Annotated in this window: 15 protein-coding genes and 1 riboswitch; of the genes, 3 read left to right on the top strand and 12 right to left on the bottom strand. The window is 72.8% G+C overall.

Going from position 1 to position 17,933, the window contains the following annotated elements:
- Positions 1-37: 37 nt before the first annotated feature.
- From ACTMS0_RS10960 to thiE, 4 genes are all read right to left on the bottom strand, one after another.
- Positions 38-814: a thiazole synthase gene (locus ACTMS0_RS10960; RefSeq protein ID WP_441155027.1), complete on the bottom strand. Its 777-nt coding sequence runs from the start codon at positions 812-814 to the stop codon at positions 38-40.
- The gene (gene thiS / locus ACTMS0_RS10955) at positions 811-1,011 is read right to left on the bottom strand and encodes a sulfur carrier protein ThiS (protein WP_441155026.1); all 201 of its coding nucleotides are present in this window, start codon (positions 1,009-1,011) and stop codon (positions 811-813) included. Before thiS ends, ACTMS0_RS10960 begins: the two co-directional genes overlap by 4 nt.
- Positions 1,002-2,147, bottom strand: coding sequence for a glycine oxidase ThiO (gene thiO, locus ACTMS0_RS10950; RefSeq protein WP_441155025.1), 1,146 nt, complete (start codon positions 2,145-2,147; stop codon positions 1,002-1,004). Before thiO ends, thiS begins: the two co-directional genes overlap by 10 nt.
- Complete coding sequence (gene thiE / locus ACTMS0_RS10945) at positions 2,141-2,767, bottom strand: thiamine phosphate synthase (protein ID WP_441155024.1); 627 nt, start codon at positions 2,765-2,767, stop codon at positions 2,141-2,143. The genes thiO and thiE overlap by 7 nt, the downstream gene beginning before the upstream one ends.
- A riboswitch (TPP riboswitch) is annotated at positions 2,762-2,870 on the bottom strand. Its footprint overlaps the gene before it by 6 nt.
- A 322-nt stretch (positions 2,871-3,192) precedes the next feature.
- On the opposite strand from thiE, the gene ACTMS0_RS10940 reads away from it, so the two are divergent.
- Both ACTMS0_RS10940 and ACTMS0_RS10935 read left to right on the top strand, forming a co-directional pair.
- The gene (locus ACTMS0_RS10940) at positions 3,193-9,042 is read left to right on the top strand and encodes a ThuA domain-containing protein (protein WP_441155023.1); all 5,850 of its coding nucleotides are present in this window, start codon (positions 3,193-3,195) and stop codon (positions 9,040-9,042) included.
- Between the two features lie 66 nt (positions 9,043-9,108).
- Positions 9,109-9,651, top strand: coding sequence for a hypothetical protein (locus tag ACTMS0_RS10935; RefSeq protein WP_441155022.1), 543 nt, complete (start codon positions 9,109-9,111; stop codon positions 9,649-9,651).
- A 62-nt stretch (positions 9,652-9,713) separates the two neighbouring features.
- Here ACTMS0_RS10935 and ACTMS0_RS10930 read toward each other — a convergent pair whose 3' ends face one another.
- From ACTMS0_RS10930 to ACTMS0_RS10920, 3 genes are read right to left on the bottom strand one after another with little or no spacing between them, the layout of a single operon-like run.
- Positions 9,714-10,682 carry an aldo/keto reductase gene (locus ACTMS0_RS10930; protein ID WP_441155021.1) on the bottom strand — a complete coding sequence of 323 codons (969 nt, stop codon included), beginning with the start codon at positions 10,680-10,682 and terminating at the stop codon, positions 9,714-9,716.
- Positions 10,683-10,698: 16 nt separating this feature from the next.
- Positions 10,699-12,378 (bottom strand): ABC-F family ATP-binding cassette domain-containing protein, encoded by a 1,680-nt coding sequence (locus ACTMS0_RS10925; RefSeq protein ID WP_441155020.1) that lies wholly within the window; start codon positions 12,376-12,378, stop codon positions 10,699-10,701.
- Between the two features lie 39 nt (positions 12,379-12,417).
- Entirely contained in the window at positions 12,418-13,023 is a 606-nt protein-coding gene (locus ACTMS0_RS10920; protein WP_441155019.1) for a class I SAM-dependent methyltransferase, read from the bottom strand.
- Between the two features lie 106 nt (positions 13,024-13,129).
- On the opposite strand from ACTMS0_RS10920, the gene ACTMS0_RS10915 reads away from it, so the two are divergent.
- Entirely contained in the window at positions 13,130-14,212 is a 1,083-nt protein-coding gene (locus tag ACTMS0_RS10915) for a hypothetical protein (RefSeq protein WP_441155018.1), read from the top strand.
- Between the two features lie 63 nt (positions 14,213-14,275).
- On the opposite strand, the gene truA is transcribed toward ACTMS0_RS10915, so the two are convergent.
- The 5 genes from truA to rpsK form a co-directional block, all read right to left on the bottom strand.
- Complete coding sequence (gene truA / locus ACTMS0_RS10910) at positions 14,276-15,106, bottom strand: tRNA pseudouridine(38-40) synthase TruA (protein WP_441155017.1); 831 nt, start codon at positions 15,104-15,106, stop codon at positions 14,276-14,278.
- Between the two features lie 65 nt (positions 15,107-15,171).
- Positions 15,172-15,732 (bottom strand): 50S ribosomal protein L17, encoded by a 561-nt coding sequence (gene rplQ / locus ACTMS0_RS10905; RefSeq protein WP_168003793.1) that lies wholly within the window; start codon positions 15,730-15,732, stop codon positions 15,172-15,174.
- Positions 15,733-15,764: 32 nt separating this feature from the next.
- Positions 15,765-16,787: a DNA-directed RNA polymerase subunit alpha gene (locus tag ACTMS0_RS10900; protein WP_441155016.1), complete on the bottom strand. Its 1,023-nt coding sequence runs from the start codon at positions 16,785-16,787 to the stop codon at positions 15,765-15,767.
- Between the two features lie 96 nt (positions 16,788-16,883).
- On the bottom strand, positions 16,884-17,510 hold the full coding sequence (gene rpsD / locus ACTMS0_RS10895; protein ID WP_441155015.1) for a 30S ribosomal protein S4: 627 nt from the start codon (positions 17,508-17,510) through the stop codon (positions 16,884-16,886).
- Positions 17,511-17,524: 14 nt separating this feature from the next.
- On the bottom strand, positions 17,525-17,932 hold the full coding sequence (gene rpsK / locus ACTMS0_RS10890) for a 30S ribosomal protein S11 (RefSeq protein WP_441155014.1): 408 nt from the start codon (positions 17,930-17,932) through the stop codon (positions 17,525-17,527).
- Position 17,933: the final 1 nt, after the last annotated feature.

Raw genomic sequence — 17,933 nt, 5'->3', positions numbered from 1 at the left:
CCGCCAAGATCTCGGGTGCCCAGGCCCGGCGACGCGGTCACAGGTCCGGCCTGCCCTCGTCCGGCGTGGAGGCGAGGGCGTGGAAGCGACGGGGGATCCGGCCGGCCCCGTATGCCAGGCGGCCCGCCTCGACCGCGTACCGCATCGCCGTCGCCATCGCCACCGGGTCGGCGGCGCGCGTCACCGCGCTGGCCAGCAGCACCGCGTCGCAGCCCAGCTCCATGGCGAGGGCCGCGTCGGACGCGGTGCCGATGCCGGCGTCCAGGATCACCGGCACGTCCACGCTCTGCCGGATGAGCCGGATGTGGTGCGGGTTGGACACCCCCAGCCCGGACCCGATCGGCGACCCCGCCGGCATCACGGCCGCGCAGCCCACGTCGGCGAGGCGGCGGGCCAGGATCGGGTCGTCCGAGGTGTACGGCAGCACGGTGAACCCGTCGCCGACCAGTTCCTCGGCGGCGCGCAGCAACTCCACCCCGTCGGGCAGCAGCGTGCGCTCGTCGCCGATCACCTCAAGCTTGACCCAGTCGGTGTCGAACGCCTCCCGCGCCAGGTGGGCCACCTTCACCGCCTCGCCGGCCGTGTAGCAGCCGGCCGTGTTGGGCAGCAGCCGCACCCCGCAGCGGTCGAGAAGGTCCAGCAGGCCACCCGAGCCGCCGGAGGTGTCGACCCGGCGCAGGGCGAGGGTGACCAGCTCGGTGCCGGACGCCCGGATCGCCTGCTCCAGCACGTGCAGGTTGGCCGCCCCGCCGGTGCCGAGGACCAGCCGCGACGTGAACGTGACGCCGCCCAGCTCGAAGCCCACGGCGCTCACCCGCCCTGCGCGGCGCTGAGCACCTCGACCCGGTCGCCGTCACCAAGCAGGGTCGCCGACCAGCCGCCACGCGGCACCACCTCGCCGTTGACGGCGACGGCGAGGCCGCGCTCCTGGTCGGTGACGTCGCGGACGAGGTCGGCGACGGTCGAGCCGCCGGGCAGGGTACGCCCGGCCCCGTTCACGGTCAGTTCCACGGGTGTCCCTCCTCAGAGCCTGTCGGGGCGAAGCGGTCCGGGGCGAAGGGGGCGAGCAGCGGATCCGGCTCGCCGGTGACGATCAGGTCGGTGATCAGGTCGGCCGTGACCGGGGTGAGCACGATCCCGTGACGGTGGTGCCCGGTGGCGGCGAGCACGTCCGGCCGGCCCGGCAGCGGGCCGAGGATCGGCGCGTTGTCCGGCGTGCCGGGGCGGAGGCCGGCGAGGGTCTCGACCAGGTCGTACTCGCCCAGCTCCGGCACCAGGTCGACGGCCGCGCGGAGCAGGCGCAGCACCGCTCCGGCGGACACCGTCGTGTCGGTGCGCTCCTCGACGGTCGCCCCGACCACCACCTCCCCGCCGCCCCGGGGGACGAGGTAGACGTGCTCGCCGTCCGCGTACCCCCGGATCACGTGCCGGAAGCCCGGCGCGACGCCGCCGGGCGCGCGGAGCCGGAGCACCTGGCCCTTCACCGGGCGGACCGGCAGCCCGGTCAGCGCGGCGGCGCCGCAACCGGCCGCGACCACCGTGACGCCGGCGGCCACGTCGGACAGCCGGCGGACCGGGCTGGCCACCAGCGTCGCGCCGGCCCGCTCGGCGGCGGTCCGCAGCGCCGGCACCAGGCGCCGGGGGTCCACCTGGTGGTCGGTGGCGGCGAGGGCGCCGCCGCGCACGCGGGGCGCGAGCGCGGGCTCGCGGTCCCGCAGCTCAGAGGGGCGCAGCACGGTCACCGGCAGGCCGAGCCCCTGCTGGTACGCCCACAACCGTCGTGCCTCGGCCAGGTCGTCGGCGGTGAGCCCGACCATGAGCGTGCCGTCGGCGCGGTAGCCGAGGTCGGCGCCGGAGGCGTCGGCCAGCTCGGCGGCGAACGCCGGCCAGCGGGCGGCCGAGGCGGTGAGCAGGCCGGTCAGCTCGTGCTCGCCGAAGTACGCCTCGGCGACCGGTGCGAGCATCCCGGCGGCGACGTGCGCGGCACCCGACCCGGGCGCCGGGTCGTGCACGACGACCCGCAGGCCGCGCGCGGCGCACCGCCAGGCGATCGCCAGCCCGACCGGCCCGGCCCCCACCACCGCCACGTCGGGAAGGAAGGGCCCCTTCTTAACGCCTGCGGTAGTAAAAGGGTCCCTTCCTAACACGTCAGCGCCTTGAGCAGCTCGGTGGTGGCGCGGGCGGGGTCGGCCGCCCCGGAGAGCGCGCCGATCACCGCCACCCCGTACGCGCCGGCCCCCCGCAGGGCGGGCACGTCCTCCGCCGTCACTCCCCCGATGGCGATCACCGGCACGCTGACCGCCGCGGCGACCGCCCGGACACCGGCCACGCCGATCGCCGTCGGGAGCCCGTCCTTCGTCGAGGTGGGCCGGTACGGCCCGACCCCCAGGTAGCTGGCCCCGGCGGCGACCGCCTCGGCGGCGGTGCCCGGGTCACGTGCCGTGGCGCCGAGGACGGCCGCCGATCCCAGCACCGCACGGGCCGCACCGACCGGCAGGTCGTCGGCGCCCACGTGCCCACCGTCGGCACCGACCGCCAGCGCCACGTGGAGCCGGTCGTTCACCAGGCAGGTCGACCCGTACCGCGCGCACAGGACGACGGCCCGGCGGGCCAGGTCGTACGCCTCCCGGTCGGTCGCGTCGTCGGTCACCCGGACCTGGACGACCAGCTCGGCACGGGCCACCGGCAGGGCGGCCCGGAGCACCGCGAGCGGGTTCCGCCCGGGACGGGTGTCGGTGATGAGATGCAGTCGCCCGAGGGACGGCACGGCAACACTCCTCCCTGCGCCGGCATTACCCGGATCAGGTTCGACGGTCGGGGGCTCACAGCCCCCCTCTCAGCCCGGTCCACCGGGCTCCCGTGGGTCACTTGCCTGTCACCGTACGGCAGATGTGCCGGGCTGCCAAGGCGCGGTTTCGGCGGAGTGCCGCCGGTGGATGTGCTAACCGGAGCCGGTTCCGCCCGCCCCGACGGTCGGTTTGCACTGTCCTGGCTGGATTGACGTCCGCCGTTGCCGAAACGTTATCCATCGAAGCCTTGCTAAGAACTGAGCCAACCGAACTAGTTTGTTCAGCGAGTCGACATAATGCCGGAACGGCGCCCTGGCACGGCGTCCCGACCGGCTCCATCCGGGACGGTCTTCGGCGAGCCGGCCCCCGCGACCCCTGTCCAGTCAGGACAAAGGAGACCGGAGTGTCCCGACCACGCCGTGCCCGCGTACCCGTCACCGCCACCTTGCTCACCCTCGGGCTCGCCGCGACCATGCTCGTCGCCGCGCCCACCGCGCAGGCCGCCCCTGTTGCCCAGGCCGCCCCTGTTGCCCAGGCCGCCCCCACCGCGCCGGTCGCGCCGGTCGCGGCTCCCGCCCCGAACGCCGCCGCCGACGACCCTTTCTCGGTCCTGGTGTTCTCCAAGACCGCCGGCTTCCGGCACGACTCCATCCCCACCGGTATCGCCGCGATCCAGCAGCTCGGCGCGGAGCACGGCTTCACCGTCGACACCACCGAGGACGGCGCCGCGTTCACCGACGAGAACCTCGCCCGGTACCGGGCGGTCGTCTGGCTCTCCACCACCGGTGACGTGCTCGACCCCGACCAGCAGGCGGCGTTCGAGCGCTACGTCCGCGCCGGCGGCGGGTACGCCGGCATCCACGCCGCCTCCGACACCGAGTACAGCTGGTCCTGGTACGGGGAGCTGGTGGGCGCCTACTTCGCCAGCCACCCGGCCAACCAGCAGGCCACGGTCAAGGTGGAGGACCACGCGCACGAGTCCACCGCCCACCTGCCGGAGCGCTGGTCCCGGTTCGACGAGTGGTACAACTACCAGTCCAACCCGCGCGGCGACGTGCACGTGCTGGCGACCCTCGACGAGACCAGCTACTCCCCGGGTGCGGGTGCGATGGGTCACGACCACCCGATCGCCTGGTGCCAGGACTTCGACGGCGGGCGGGCCTGGTACACCGGCGGCGGGCACACCCGCGAGTCGTACGCCGAGCCGGAGTTCCTCGCGCACCTGCTCGGCGGCATCCGCACCGCCGCCGGGGTGCAGGACGCCGACTGCGGCGCGTCGCTGACCGAGAGCTTCGAGAAGGTGACGCTGGACAGCAACACCAGCAACCCGATGGAGCTGGACGTCGCCCCCGACGGCCGGGTCTTCTACATCGAGCGTGACGGCCGGGTGCAGATCGTCAAGCCGGACACCGGCAGCACGGTCACCGCCCTCGACCTCGACGTGTTCACCGGCAACGAGGACGGCCTGATCGGCATCCGGCTCGACCCGGACTTCGCCACCAACCGGTGGGTGTACCTGTACTACGCCCCGAACGACGGGGTGGCGCGCAACCTGCTGTCCCGGTTCACGGTGACCGGGGACACGATCGACCCGGCCAGCGAGAAGCAGGTCCTCCGCGTCGACACCCAGCGCAACACCTGCTGTCACGCCGGCGGCAGCATGGCCTTCGACCGGGCCGGCAATCTCTACCTGGCCACCGGCGACAACACCAACCCGTTCCAGTCCGACGCGTACACCCCGATCGACGAGCGTCCGGGGCGGGCCGACTACGACGCGCAGCGCACCTCCGGCAACACCAACGACCTGCGCGGCAAGGTCATCCGGATCCACCCCGAGGACGACGGGACGTACACCGTGCCGGCGGGGAACCTCTTCCCGCCGGGCACCGCGAAGACCCGGCCGGAGATCTACGCCATGGGCTTCCGTAACCCGTTCCGGATCGGCGTTGACCCGGGCACCGACACGCTCTACGTCGCCGACTACGGGCCGGACGCCGCCTCGGCCAACCCCAACCGGGGACCGGAGGGGACGGTGGAGTGGAACATCGTCGCCACCCCCGGCAACTACGGCTGGCCGTACTGCACCGGCGCGAACTACGCCTACAACGACTACCAGTTCCCGTCCGGCCCGAGCGACGCGAAGTTCGACTGCGCCGCACCGGTGAACGACTCGCCGAACAACACCGGCCTGACCGACCTCCCGCCGGCCGTTCCGGCGACCGTGGACTACGACTACGGCGGCAACCCGCGCTTCCCGGAGATCGGTGGCGGCGGCGCCCCGATGGGTGGCCCGGTCTACCGATACGACGCCGACCTCGACTCGGACCGCAAGTGGCCGGCGTACTACGACGGCAAGGCGATGTTCGGCGAGTGGAACCAGTCGAAGATGTACACGATGCAGGTCACCGCCGACGGGAAGTCGCTGGTCGACATCAACCAGCTGCTCGCCGGGATGAGCTTCCTCCGGCCGATGGACTTCGAGTTCGGCCCGGACGGCGCGCTCTACCTGATCGAGTGGGGCAGCGGCTTCGGCGGCAACAACGACAACTCCGGCGTCTACCGGATCGACTACATCGCCGCCGATCGCGCCCCGATCGCGGTGGCCGACGCCGAGCCGACCTCCGGGCCGGCGCCACTGACCGTGGCGTTCTCCAGCGCCGGGTCACGCGACCCGGACGGCGGCGCGCTGACGTACGCGTGGGCCTTCGGCGACGGGCAGACCTCGACGGCGGCCAACCCCACCCACACGTACGCGTCGCCCGGCAACTACACCGCCCAGCTCACCGTCACCAATCCGAAGGGCCGTACGGCGGTGGCGAACGTGCCGGTCACGGTGGGCAACACCGCGCCGACCGTGCAGCTCGAGTTCCCGCCGGACGGCGGATTCTTCGACTGGGGCGACCAGGTCCGCTACACGATCACGGTGACCGACCCGGAGGACGGCACGATCGACTGCGACCGGGTGCGACTCCAGGTCCTGCTCGGCCACGACGAGCACGCCCACCCGCTGGAGCAGCACACCGGCTGCACCGGCACGGTCCAGACGTCGCTCGCCTCCGGGCACGGCGCCGAGGCCGACGTGTTCACCGTCTTCGAGGCCACCTACACCGACGACGGCGGGGCCGGCGGGGCCGCCCCGCTGACCGGCCGGGACATCGAGCAGCTCCAGCCCAAGCGCAAGCAGGCCGAGTTCTACACCGCGACCGGCCGGGCACCGGGGAGCACCGGCGGCGGCGACCCGGGCGTGCAGAAGGAGACCACCGGCGACACCGCCGGCGGCGGCCAGAACATCGGCTTCATCGAGGACGGTGACTGGTGGTCGCTCGTGCCGGCCGACCTGACCAACATCACCTCGATCCGGTTCCGGGTCGCCTCGGCGACCAGCGGCGGCGTGATCGAGGTCCGGGCCGGCGCGGTCGACGGACCGGTGGTCGCCCAGGCCACCGTGCCGGGTACCGGCGCCTGGCAGACGTACACCGACGTGACGGCGCCGGTGACCGGCCCGGCGAGCGGCACCCTGTACTTCGTGGCCCAGGACCCGGCCGCCGGCGCGGGGTCGCTGTTCAACGTCAACTGGGCGGACTTCCTCGGCCGGGGCGTCACCGAGAACGGGCCCCCGGCCGTGACCGCCACCGCCACCCCGGCCACCGGCACCGTGCCGGTCACCGTCGCCTTCGACGGCACGGCCACCGACGCCGAGGGGGACACCCCGCTGACGTACGCGTGGGACTTCGGTGACGGTGGTACGGCGACGACGCTCGACGCGACCCACACCTACACCGCGCCCGGCACCTTCACCGCCACGCTGACGGTGACCGACAGCCGGGGCGCTCGGGCGTACACCACCGTGCCGGTACGGGTCGACGCGCCGAACACGTCCTGCTTCGGGGCGCGCTCGGACGACTTCACCGGCAGCGCCCTCAACCGGGAGCGGTGGAGCAGTGTGGTGCGGGAGAACCAGCTCCTGTCGGTCTCCGACGGGGCGCTGCGCCTGCCCACCGCGGTCGGCGACCTGTACGGCGGTCGCAACGACGCGACCAACCTGGTGCTCCAGCCGGCGCCGGCCGGCGCCTGGCAGGTGACCACCCGGGTCACCCTGCCGGTGACGGCCAACTACCAGCAGGCCGGCCTACTGGTGTACGGCGACGACGAGAACTACGCCAAGCTGGACCTGCTGTACGGCGGCAGTCGGCGGGTGGAGTTCATCCGGGAGACCGCCGGCGCGCCACGCAACGAGGCCGCCGACAGCATCGCCGCGCCGGCCGGCGACACCCTGCACCTGCGCCTCACCAGTGACGGGACGAACCTGACCGCGGCCGTCTCGGCCGACGGCCAGGCCTTCACCCCGGTCGGTCGGCCGGCCGCGCTCGCCGGGATCACCAACCCGCGGATCGGGCTCTTCGCCCTCAACGGCGGCACGGACGCGCCGGTGGTGGAGGCGGCGTTCGACTGGTTCCAGGTCACGCCGGACGTACCGGCCGGGCCGGTCGACCCGTCGGACGGGTTCACCGGTGACGGGCTGGACAAGTGCCGGTGGAACGCGATCCTCCGGGAGAACCCGAACGGCTACCGGGTCACCGGCGGCGCGCTGCGGATCGACGTGCCGAACGGCGACATCTACGGCTCCGGCAACTCCGGGCCGGCGAACTTCATCCTCCAGACCGCGCCGGCCGGCGACTGGACCCTGGAGACGAAGGTCGACGGCAGCCTGCTGAACGAGCAGTACCAGCAGGCCGGCCTGATCGTGCACGCCGACGACGACAACTACCTGAAGTTCGACTACATCGTGGACAACCAGCCGGGCCAACCGGTGGCGCGGCGGATCGAGTTCCGCAGTGAGATCGGCGGGGCGGTGCAGAACCCGCAACCCCAGGCGGAGAACCTGACGGGCTCGGTGTGGCACCTGCGGCTGGCCCGCAGCGGCAACACGTTCACCGCCTCGTACTCGGCGGACGGGACCACCTGGACCACCCTGACGGAGCTGACCAACGCGGCGGTCGGGGCGACCCCGAAGGTGGGTCTGTTCACCCTCGGCGCCAACCAGACCGCCTCGAAGACGGCGTCGTTCGACTACTTCCGGCTCACCACCGGGCCGGTCGACGACACCGCGCCGGTGACCACCGCCACCGTGTCCGGCGCACCGGTCGAGGGGTGGCACACCGGGCCGGTCACGGTCGCGCTGACCGCCGTCGACGAGGACGGCGGCAGCGGGGTGGCCCGCACGGAGTACCAGCTCGACACCGCCACCGCCTGGACGGCGTACACCGCTCCGGTCGCGGTGACCGGGGACGGCGAGCACGGGCTGCGGTTCCGCTCGGTCGACGAGGCCGGCAACGTGGAGGCGACGAGGACGGTAACCGTCAAGATCGACGCCACGGCGCCGGTCAGCACCGCCGCGTTCGCTCCGGCCAACGACGAGGGCTGGCACGACGGCACCGTTCCCGTGGTGCTGACGTCGAGCGACGCCGGTTCCGGGGTGAAGCTGCTGGAATGGTCGCTGGACGGCGGCGCGTGGACGCCGTACACGGCACCGGTGGAGATCACCGGCGACGGCTCGCACGAGCTGCTCTACCGGGCCACCGACACCGCGGGCAACGCCGAGACGCTCAAGTCGGCGGTGGTGCGGATCGACGGCGTCAAGCCGACCCTGCTGGTCTCCGGCATCGCCGACGGCCAGCTCTACGGGGACAGCCAGGACGTCCGGGTGTCCTGGCAGGCGGTCGACCCGACCTCGGGCATCGCCACCGTGGTCGGCGAGCTGGACGGCCGGGCGTACGCCAGCGGCACGCTCCAGGCGATGTACGAGCTGCCGCTGGGCCTGCACGAGCTGACGGTGACCGCGACCGACAAGGCGGGCAACGCCACCACGACGGCGGTCCGGTTCTTCGTCACCACCTCGTTCCGGGACATGCAGAACCTGCTGGACCGGTTCAAGGCGACCGGGCGGCTCTCGGCCAAGGCGCACACGCAGTTGTCAGCCAAGCTCTCCGACGCCCGGAAGGCGGAGGCAGCCGGCAAGGACGACCGTGCGGTCAAGCACCTGACCGCGTTCCGCACCCTCGCCGCCGACGCCTCGCTGGTCGGTGAGGCGGAGGTCCGGGACGTGCTGGTCCGGGACGCCGACGCCATGATCGTCCGGCTCGGCGGCGCGGCCAGCACGGCGGGTGTACGGGCCAACGACGGTGAGCCGGTGACCGGCACCGGTCGGCTCGGCGGTGATCCCACCCGGATCGCTCCCGGCCGTCGCCTGTGACCGACGGGGCCCCGCCCGGCACCGACCGGGCGGGGCCCCTCAGCCCGAGTGAGGAGGAACCTGACGATGCGAATCGGGAAGGCCGTTGCCGCCACGCTCGCCGGCCTGGTCCTGGCGTTCCTCGCCGCGGCCCCGGCCACGGCGCACAGCACGAAGCTCAAGCTGACGGTGGCTGGTGACGGGGCCGGTGGAGTCACCATCCAGGCCACGTACGCCGACGGCCACCGCCTCGACAAGGTGGTCCGGCTGACCCTCACCGCCTCCGGTTCCGGCGGGCGGACGGTCGGCCCGCTGCAACTCGAACCGGCGGCCGAGGGCCAGGGCTTCTACACCACCGGCCCGGTCCTCTCCCCCGGCACCTGGAAAGTGCGGGTGACGGCGCCCGCGGCGTACTCCGGTACCGCGACCGCGCAGGTGGAGGCGCGAGCGGCGCAGACCCCGTCGCTGGCCCCGGTCGCCCGGGACGCGTCGTCGGCGCGGGCGGACCGGTCCGCCGGCGGTGGCGACGCACCCGGTTGGTGGCGGGCGGTCGCGGTCGGCGTCGCCGTGCTCGTCGTCGTGGCGCTGGCCGCGCCACTGCGGGGCCGGCGGCGGCGCGACCGGTCGTAGGCCCGCTCGCGCCGCGGCCCGGCACCCCACCGTCCGTCGGCGGGGTGCCGGGCCGTTCCCGCTTACCGGTCGAGCACCGCGCGCAGAGCGGCCAGGTCCTCGTCGTCGGGCTGCCAGACGCCCGCCTCGGCGTTGGCGCGCACCTGCTCGGGTGTGGTGGCGCCGGCGATCACCGAGGTCACCGCCGGCTGGGCGGCGAGCCCGCCGATCGCCACCTGGAGCAGCGTGAGACCCCGCTCGGCGGCGTACGCCTCGATCGCCTCGATGGTGTCCCAGTCGGCGGCGGCGAGACGCTGCGCGTACCGGCCGCCGCCGGCGAGACGGCTGCCGGCCGGGGGCGCCTCGTCCCGCTTGTACTTGCCGGTGAGCAGCCCGTTGGCGAGCGGGAAGAACGGCAGCATGCCGAGCCCGAACCGCTCGCACGCGGGGATGACCTCCGCCTCCACGCCGCGCTCCAGCAGCGAGTAGTGGTTCTGCGCGGAGATGAACCGGGTACGCCCCTGCGAGGTGGCGGTCCAGTCGGCGTCGGCGATCTGCCAGCCGGCGAAGTTGGAGTTGCCCAGGTAGCGCACCTTGCCGGCGGTCACCAGGTCGTCCAGGGCGGCGAGTGTCTCGTCGATCGGGGTGCCCGGGTCGGGCTCGTGCATCTGGTACAGGTCGATGTGGTCGGTGCCGAGCCGGCGCAGCGACGCCTCCACGGCGCGCATGATGTAGCGCCGGGCGCCCCGGGCACCGTGGTCCGGCCCGTTGGCGCCGTGCATGTCCATGCCGAACTTGGTGGCGACGACCACGTCCTCGCGGCGCCCCTTGAGCGCCTGGCCGAGCAGTTCCTCGGAGCCGCCCTGCGGCTCGCCGTAGATGTCGGCGGTGTCGAAGAAGTTGATCCCCGCGTCGAACGCGGCGTCGACCACCGCACGCGTGCCGTCGAGGTCGAGCTTGCGGCCGAAGTTGTTGCAGCCGATGCCGATCACGGACACCACGAGCCCGGAGTCGCCCAGCCGGCGGTACGTCATCTCAGTCACGAGATCCACCCTATTCCGGCCCGGATCAGGCCACGTTCCAGACCGGCTCGGGGGTCTCCACCACCTCACCGTCGCCCCGGAACAGCACGAACCGGTCGAACGAGCGGGTGAACCAACGGTCGTGCGTCACCGCCACTACGGTGCCCTCGAAGGCGGCCAGTCCTGCCTCCAGCGCCTCGGCGCTCGCCAGGTCCAGGTTGTCGGTCGGTTCGTCGAGCAGCAGCAGGGTCGCCCCGGACAGTTCCAGCAGCAGCACCAGGAAGCGGGCCTGCTGCCCGCCCGACAGGGTGCCGAAGCGCTGGTCGCCCTGGCCGGCCAGCTCGTACCGGGACAGCGCCGCCATCGCCGCGTGCCGGTCCATGCCGGCGCGGTGCTCGTCGCCGCGCCACAGGATGTCGACCAGCGTCTTCTCCATCAGCTCCGGCCGGTCGTGCGTCTGGGAGAAGTGCCCCGGCCGCACGCGGGCGCCGAGCCGAGCCACCCCGTCGTGCGCGACCGGCGCGAGGGCCTCCGCGCCGCCCACCGGCCCGTTCGCCGGGTCGGGGTCGGTGCCGCCGCGGGCGAGGAGCCGCAGGAAGTGCGACTTGCCGGTGCCGTTGGCACCCAGCACCGCGACCCGGTCGCCGTACCAGATCTCCAGGTCGAAGGGGTAGGTCAGGCCGTCGAGCTCCACCTGCTCGCAGATCACCGAGCGCTTCCCGGTCCGCCCGCCGGTCAGGCGCATCCGGATGTCCTGGTCCTTCGGGGGTACGGGCGGCGGCCCGGCCTCCTCGAACTTGCGCAACCGGGTCTGGGCGGCCTGGTAGCGGGAGGCCATCCCGGAGTTGTACGCGGCCTTCTGCTTGTACATCAGCATCAGCTCACGGAGCTTCTGGTGCTCCTCGTCCCACCGCTTGCGCAGCTCGTCCAGGCGGTCGTGCCGGGCGACCCGTGCCTCGTGCCAACTGGCGAACCCGCCCGGGTGCACCCAGGCGCTCCCGCCCTCGACGGCGACGACCCGGTCGGCGGTGTGGGCCAGCAGCTCCCGGTCGTGCGAGACGTACAGCACCGACTTGCCGGATTCGCGCAGCCGCGCCTCCAGCCAGCGCTTGCCCGGCACGTCGAGGAAGTTGTCCGGCTCGTCCAGCAGCAGCACCTCGTCGGGGCCGCGCAGCAGCAGTTCCAGGGCGAAACGCTTCTGCTGGCCGCCGGAGAGCGTCCGGACCGGACGGTCCCGCGCGGTGTCCCACGGCAGGTCGAGCACGATGGTGGCGACGGTGTCGAAGAGCACCTCGGCGTCGTACCCGCCGACCTCGCCCCAGGCGGCGAGCGCGTCCGCGTACGCGAGCTGGGCCTTGCCGGCGGCGGTGCTGTACTTGCCGCGCACCTCGGCCGCCCGCATGGCCGCGTCGGTCTCGGCGAGCCGGCGGCCGGCGTCGCGCAGGGCCGGCGGGGCGAGCGAGAGGGCCAGGTCCGCGAGGGTGGACTCGTCGCCGATCATCCCGATGAACTGACGCATCACGCCGAGCCCACCGGTACGCGCGATCGCGCCGCGCTGCACCGGCAGGTCACCGGCGATCATCCGCAGCAGCGTCGTCTTGCCCGCGCCGTTCGGCCCGACCAGCGCGACCTTGGCGCCCTCGCCGACCCGGAACGACACGTCGGCGAAAAGCTCCCGGCCGTCGGGCAGGATGTGCCCGACCGCCGCCACGTCCACGTATCCCACGCCGGCATCCTGCCCGAGCGCCCGGCGGGGGCCAACCGATTACCTGGTGACCCGCAGCACCCGGAAGCCCTTCTGGCTGGCGTGCCGCCCGACCTGCCAGCCCTGCTCGGTGAGCCAGCGGTGCAGGGAGTCGCCGCCGAGGTGGCGGGCGACCACCAGCCAGGCGACGCCGTCCGGGGCGAGCCGGGGCAGCCAGCGCAGCAGCAACTGGTGCAGTTCCTCCTTGCCGATCCGGATCGGCGGGTTGGACCAGATCTCGGCGAAGGTCACCTCGGCCGGTACGCCGTCCGGCGGCGCGACGCGAACCCGGTCCGCCGCGCCGACCCGGGCGGCGTTGGCCGCCGTGAGCTCGCGCGCCCGCTCGTTCACGTCCACCGCCCAGACGGTGGCCGACGGTGCCGAGGTGGCGAGCACGCAGGTGATCGGTCCGAAGCCGCAGCCGAGGTCGAGCAGGTCGCCGGTGGTGCCGGGAGACGGCAGCTCCGCCTTGCGCAGCAGCACCGCGGTGCCGGGGTCGAGGCGGGCGGCCGAGAAGACCCCGCCGGAGGAGGCCAGGGCGTAGTCGCGTCCGGCGACGGAGAACTCGACCTCGCGCGGGTGTGCGGCGGTCGTGGGTTCAGCGGTGAAGTAGTGGTCGCCGGTCACACGCGCGATTCTCTCACCGGCCGGCGGAGGGCACGGCGACACCCCGCGTCATCACAATTTCCCATTATTATCCCCTAAAGGGACAGAAGCTCCTACTCTGGGCAACATGGTGTATCGGTACGAGTCCGATGAGGACGCATTCGTGGAGTACCCGGAGCACGAGTCCGACCTGTCGGTGCTCGGCCCCGGTTCGCCTCCCCCGGCAGGGCCCTCACCGTCCCGCTTCCCCACCCCGTCCCTGCCCCGGACCACCCGGATGGCCGTGCCACCCGCCGAACCGGGGGCCCGGCCGGTCGTGGAACCGGCGCCCCCGGCACCGGCGGAACCGGCGCCCCGACCGGCCGTCGACCCGGCTTCCGAGCCGCCTTACCCGCACGACTACTCGTCGGCCGCGCCGGTCGCGCCGCCGCCCCGGCGGGGCGGCGGCCGGATGTGGCAGGTGGTGGTCGGCGGCGCGGCGGTCCTCGTCCTGCTCGCGCTCTGCGGGCTCGGCTCAGCCGCCCTGCTCGGCGAGCGCGGCAACGACCTCATCACCCCGCCGACGAACCAGCCGGCGGCGGAGAGCGCCGAGCCGAAGGCGAACGACCTCGACTCCCGGGACACCGACCAGGCGCCGCTGAGCGCCAAGGAGGTCTTCCCGGCCAAGCAGCTCGTCGTCGCCGAGGGGCAGCCGGCGTACCGGTTGCTGAAGACACAGTCGAGCGGCAGTTGCGCCGTCGCCGCCACCGGCGAAGTGGCCGAGCTGCTGGTCCGCCTCGGCTGCAACCAGGTGGTCCGGGCGACGTTGCGCACCGGGGACGGCGACCACGTGGTCACCGCCGGGCTGTTCAACCTCACCGACCGGGCCAGCGCCGAACGCGCCCGCGACCGGATCCGGCAGATACTCGACGAGCGCCAGGGCCGGTTCCGGGGCATGGCCGCCGACGAGGGCTCCGAGGCGATCGCCACCGCCCCCGCCCGGGTCGGCTGGCAGGTACGCGGCCACTACCTCGCGTACGCCCTGGTGGCCCGGACCGACGGTGAGTCGATCCGGTCCGGCGACACCAAAGTCCGCGAGATCCTCTTCGACATGATCGAACTGCACCTCAACCAGGGGGTGCTGGAGCGGAGGGCGGACGGCGGCGTGGCCGGCCAACCCACCGCCGGCCCCGACGACGACACCGGCTCGCAGAACGACAGCCAGGACTGACGACCGACACCACCGCGGGTGCGCGGCCGGCCGGCCGCGCACCCGCCCGTCTTCCGAAGGCGCTCAGCCCTCCAGGGGTACGCGCAGCCGGCGCGTGAGGTCCGCGCGGCGGGCGTACTCGGTCGGGTCCTCGGGGTAGCCGACGGCGACCAGGGTGAGCCCGTGCGCGGGGGCGACGGTCACCTCGCTGGCGCGCTCGCGGCGACTGAGCAGGCCGGCCGGCCACCCGGCCGGCCGCCGGCCGTCCCCGACGGTCAGCATCGCGCCGACCAGGCTGCGCACCATCGCCTGGCAGAACGCGTCGGCCTGGACGGTGGCGACGAGGATCCCGTCCGGATCCCGCCGCCAGTCCAGCCGGGTCACCTCGCGCAGCGTGGTGGCGTTCTCCTTCCGCCGGCAGTACGCGGCGAAGTCGTGCTCTCCCACCAGTCCCGCGGCGGCGGCGGTCAGCGTCGCCAGGTCGAGCGGCCTCGGCCAGGCGAGGGTGTCGTGCCGGCGCAGCGGCTCCGCGCCCCAGGGCGCGTCGGTGACGCGGTACTCGTAGCGCCGGAAGGTCGCCGAGAACCGCGCGTCGAAGTCGACCGGCACCTCGGTCATCGCCCGGACACGCACGTCGGTGGGGAGCAGCCGGGCGAGCCGGCGCAGCAGCCTCCCCTCGTGCTGCCGCCAGACGACGGTCGGCAGGTCGACGTGGCAGACCTGCCCGGTGGCGTGCACCCCGGCGTCGGTCCGGCCGGCCACGGTCAGACCGATCGCGGTCCCGGCACCGAGCACCAGGTCGAGGGTCTGCGCGAGGACCCCGGCGACGGTACGCCGCTCCGGCTGCGCGGCCCACCCCGAGAAGTCGGTGCCGTCGTACGAGACGTCCAGCCGCAGCCGGGTGCGCTCGTCCACTCGTACCTCCTGACGGGTCGGGCCCGGCACCCCTGGTGGGGTGCCGGGCCCGATCGTGGCCTGGATCAGGCCTTGTCGTTCTCGCCGGCCTCGTCGCTGTCCTCGCGAGCGGCCGCGGTGTCACCCGACGCCGACACGGGCGCTTCAGCGTCCTGGTCGTTGTCGGCCGACTTCGGGGCCTCCTCGGCGGGGGCGAGCGCCTCGACCTTGTCCTGCTGCGCGGCCTTGCGGGCGGCGGTCTTCTTGTTCGCCTTCGGCTCGGCGACCTGCAGCTCCTCGACCAGCTCGATGATGGCCATCGGCGCGGCGTCACCCTTGCGCGGACCGGTCTTCACGATCCGGGTGTAGCCACCGTTGCGGTTGGCGTACCGCGGCGCGATCTGGTCGAACAGGGCGTAGACCACGTCCTTGTCCTTGACGACGGCGAGCACCCGACGCCGGGAGGCCAGATCACCGCGCTTGGCCTTGGTGATCAGCTGCTCCGCGAGCGGACGCAGCCGCCGGGCCTTGGTCTCGGTGGTCTGGATCTTGCCGTGCTGGAACAGCGACGTGGCCAGGTTGGCCAGCATCAGCCGCTCGTGCGCCGGGCTGCCGCCGAGGCGGGGACCCTTGGTGGGCGTGGGCATTCTCGGTGCTCCTCGTTAATCCTCAGCCGCGCTTACAGCTGCTCAGTCTCGCGGTAGTCCTCGGTGTCGTAGTCGGCCTCACCGAAGGCGTCCACGACGTGCGCCGGGTCGAAGTTCGGAGCCGAGTCCTTCAGCCCCAGACCCATCCCGGCGAGCTTCATCTTGACCTCGTCGATCGACTTCTGGCCGAAGTTGCGGATGTCGAGGAGGTCGGCCTCGGTACGCCCGATGAGCTCACCAACGGTGTTGATGCCCTCGCGCTTGAGGCAGTTGTAGGAGCGGACGGTCAGGTCCAGCTCCTCGATCGGCAGCGCCAGGTCCGCCGCCAGCTGGGCGTCCTGTGGGGACGGCCCGATGTCGATGCCCTCGGCGGTCTCGTCCAGCTCCCGGGCCAGGCCGAAGAGCTCGACCAGCGTCGAACCGGCGGAGGCCAGCGCGGTACGCGGGCCCATCGACGCCTTGGTCTCGACGTCGATGATCAGCCGGTCGAAGTCGGTCCGCTGCTCGACACGGGTCGCCTCGACGCGGTAGGTCACCTTCAGGACGGGCGAGTAGATCGAGTCGACCGGGATCCGGCCGATCTCGGCGCCCGCCTGCTTGTTCTGCGCCGCCGTCACGTAGCCGCGACCCCGCTCGACGGTCAGCTCCATGTCGAGCCGGCCCTTGCCGTTGAGGGTGGCGAGCTTCAGGTCCGGGTTGTGCACCGAGACGCCGGCCGGGGGCTGGATGTCACCCGCGGTCACGTCGCCCGGGCCCTGCTTGCGCAGGTACATGCTGACCGGCTCGTCGTGCTCGGAGCTGACGCACAGCTCCTTGATGTTCATGACGAGCTCGACCACGTCCTCCTTGACCCCGGGGATCGTGGTGAACTCGTGCAGCACACCGTCGATCTTGATCGAGGTCACCGCCGCACCGGGGATGGACGACAGCAGCGTCCGGCGCAGCGAGTTGCCCAGGGTGTAGCCGAAGCCCGGCTCCAGCGGCTCGATGGTGAACCGGGAGCGGGTCTCGTTGATCGACTCTTCGGAAAGAGACGGTCGCTGGCTGATGAGCATGTCTTCTCTTCTCTTCCGGGGCGCCCGCTATATGACGCCCACGACACAAACTGTTCCGGTGGCCCGCCCCGCAGGGCGGGCCACCGCAACGAGCCCTTACTTGGAGTAGAGCTCGACGATCAGCTGCTCCTGGACCTGGGTGTCGATCACCTGGCGGGCCGGGAGCGAGTGCACGAGGATCTTCATCTGGCTCGGGATGGCCTCCAGCCACGCCGGAACCGACCGCGAACCGGCCTGAGCCTGCGCCACCAGGAACGGGGTGAGCTCCTTGCTCTTGCCCCGGACCTCGATGATGTCGTGCTCCTTGACGCGGTACGACGGGATGTCGACCTTCTTGCCGTTCACCGTGAAGTGACCGTGCTTGACCAGCTGACGGGCCATGTCCCGGGAACCGGCGTAGCCGGCCCGGTAGACCACGTTGTCCAGCCGCGACTCGAGGATCTGCAGGAGGACCTCGCCGGTCTTGGCCTTCTTGCTCACGGCCTCTTCGTAGTAACCGCGGAACTGCTTCTCCAGCACGCCGTAGACACGACGGGCCTTCTGCTTCTCACGGAGCTGGAGCAGGTACTCCGTCTCCTTCGTGCGGCCGCGGCCGTGCTGCCCGGGCGGGAACGGCCGGGACTCGAACGGGCACTTCGGACCATCGCACTTGCTGCCCTTGAGGAACAGCTTCATCTTCTCCCGCCGGCAACGGCGGCAGTCAGCACCGGTGTAACGAGCCATCTCTCTCTAACCTCTCAGACCCGGCGACGCTTCGGCGGACGGCAACCGTTGTGCGGCTGCGGGGTGACGTCGGCGATCTGACCGACCTCGAGCCCGGCTGCCTGCAGCGAACGGATGGCGGTCTCCCGGCCGGAGCCGGGGCCCTTGACGAACACGTCGACCTTGCGCATGCCGTGCTCCATCGCCCGACGCGCGGCGGCCTCGGCGGCCAGCTGCGCGGCGAACGGGGTCGACTTGCGGGAGCCCTTGAAGCCCACCTGGCCCGAGGAGGCCCAGGAGATGACCGCACCGGTCGGGTCGGTGATCGACACGATGGTGTTGTTGAAGGTGCTCTTGATGTGCGCCTGCCCGTGGGCGACGTTCTTGCGTTCCTTGCGCCGGACCTTCTTGGCGGCGGCTCCGGCACGAGCCTTCGGTGGCATA

The organism is Micromonospora sp. H33 (assembly GCF_052068455.1).
Classification (GTDB): Bacteria; Actinomycetota; Actinomycetes; order Mycobacteriales; family Micromonosporaceae; genus Micromonospora.
The sequence above is the reverse complement of the archived record's forward strand: the minus strand, read 5'-3'. Positions and strand labels throughout refer to the sequence as shown.

Bases quoted from the DNA above. Each gene is read 5' to 3' on its own strand.
- ACTMS0_RS10915 (WP_441155018.1), top strand. From the start codon at position 13,130: ATGGTGTATCGGTACGAGTCCGATGAGGACGCATTCGTGGAGTACCCG.
- ACTMS0_RS10935 (WP_441155022.1), top strand. From the start codon at position 9,109: ATGCGAATCGGGAAGGCCGTTGCCGCCACGCTCGCCGGCCTGGTCCTG.
- rplQ (WP_168003793.1), bottom strand. From the start codon at position 15,732: ATGCCCACGCCCACCAAGGGTCCCCGCCTCGGCGGCAGCCCGGCGCAC.
- rpsD (WP_441155015.1), bottom strand. From the start codon at position 17,510: ATGGCTCGTTACACCGGTGCTGACTGCCGCCGTTGCCGGCGGGAGAAG.
- rpsK (WP_441155014.1), bottom strand. From the start codon at position 17,932: ATGCCACCGAAGGCTCGTGCCGGAGCCGCCGCCAAGAAGGTCCGGCGC.
- ACTMS0_RS10900 (WP_441155016.1), bottom strand. From the start codon at position 16,787: ATGCTCATCAGCCAGCGACCGTCTCTTTCCGAAGAGTCGATCAACGAG.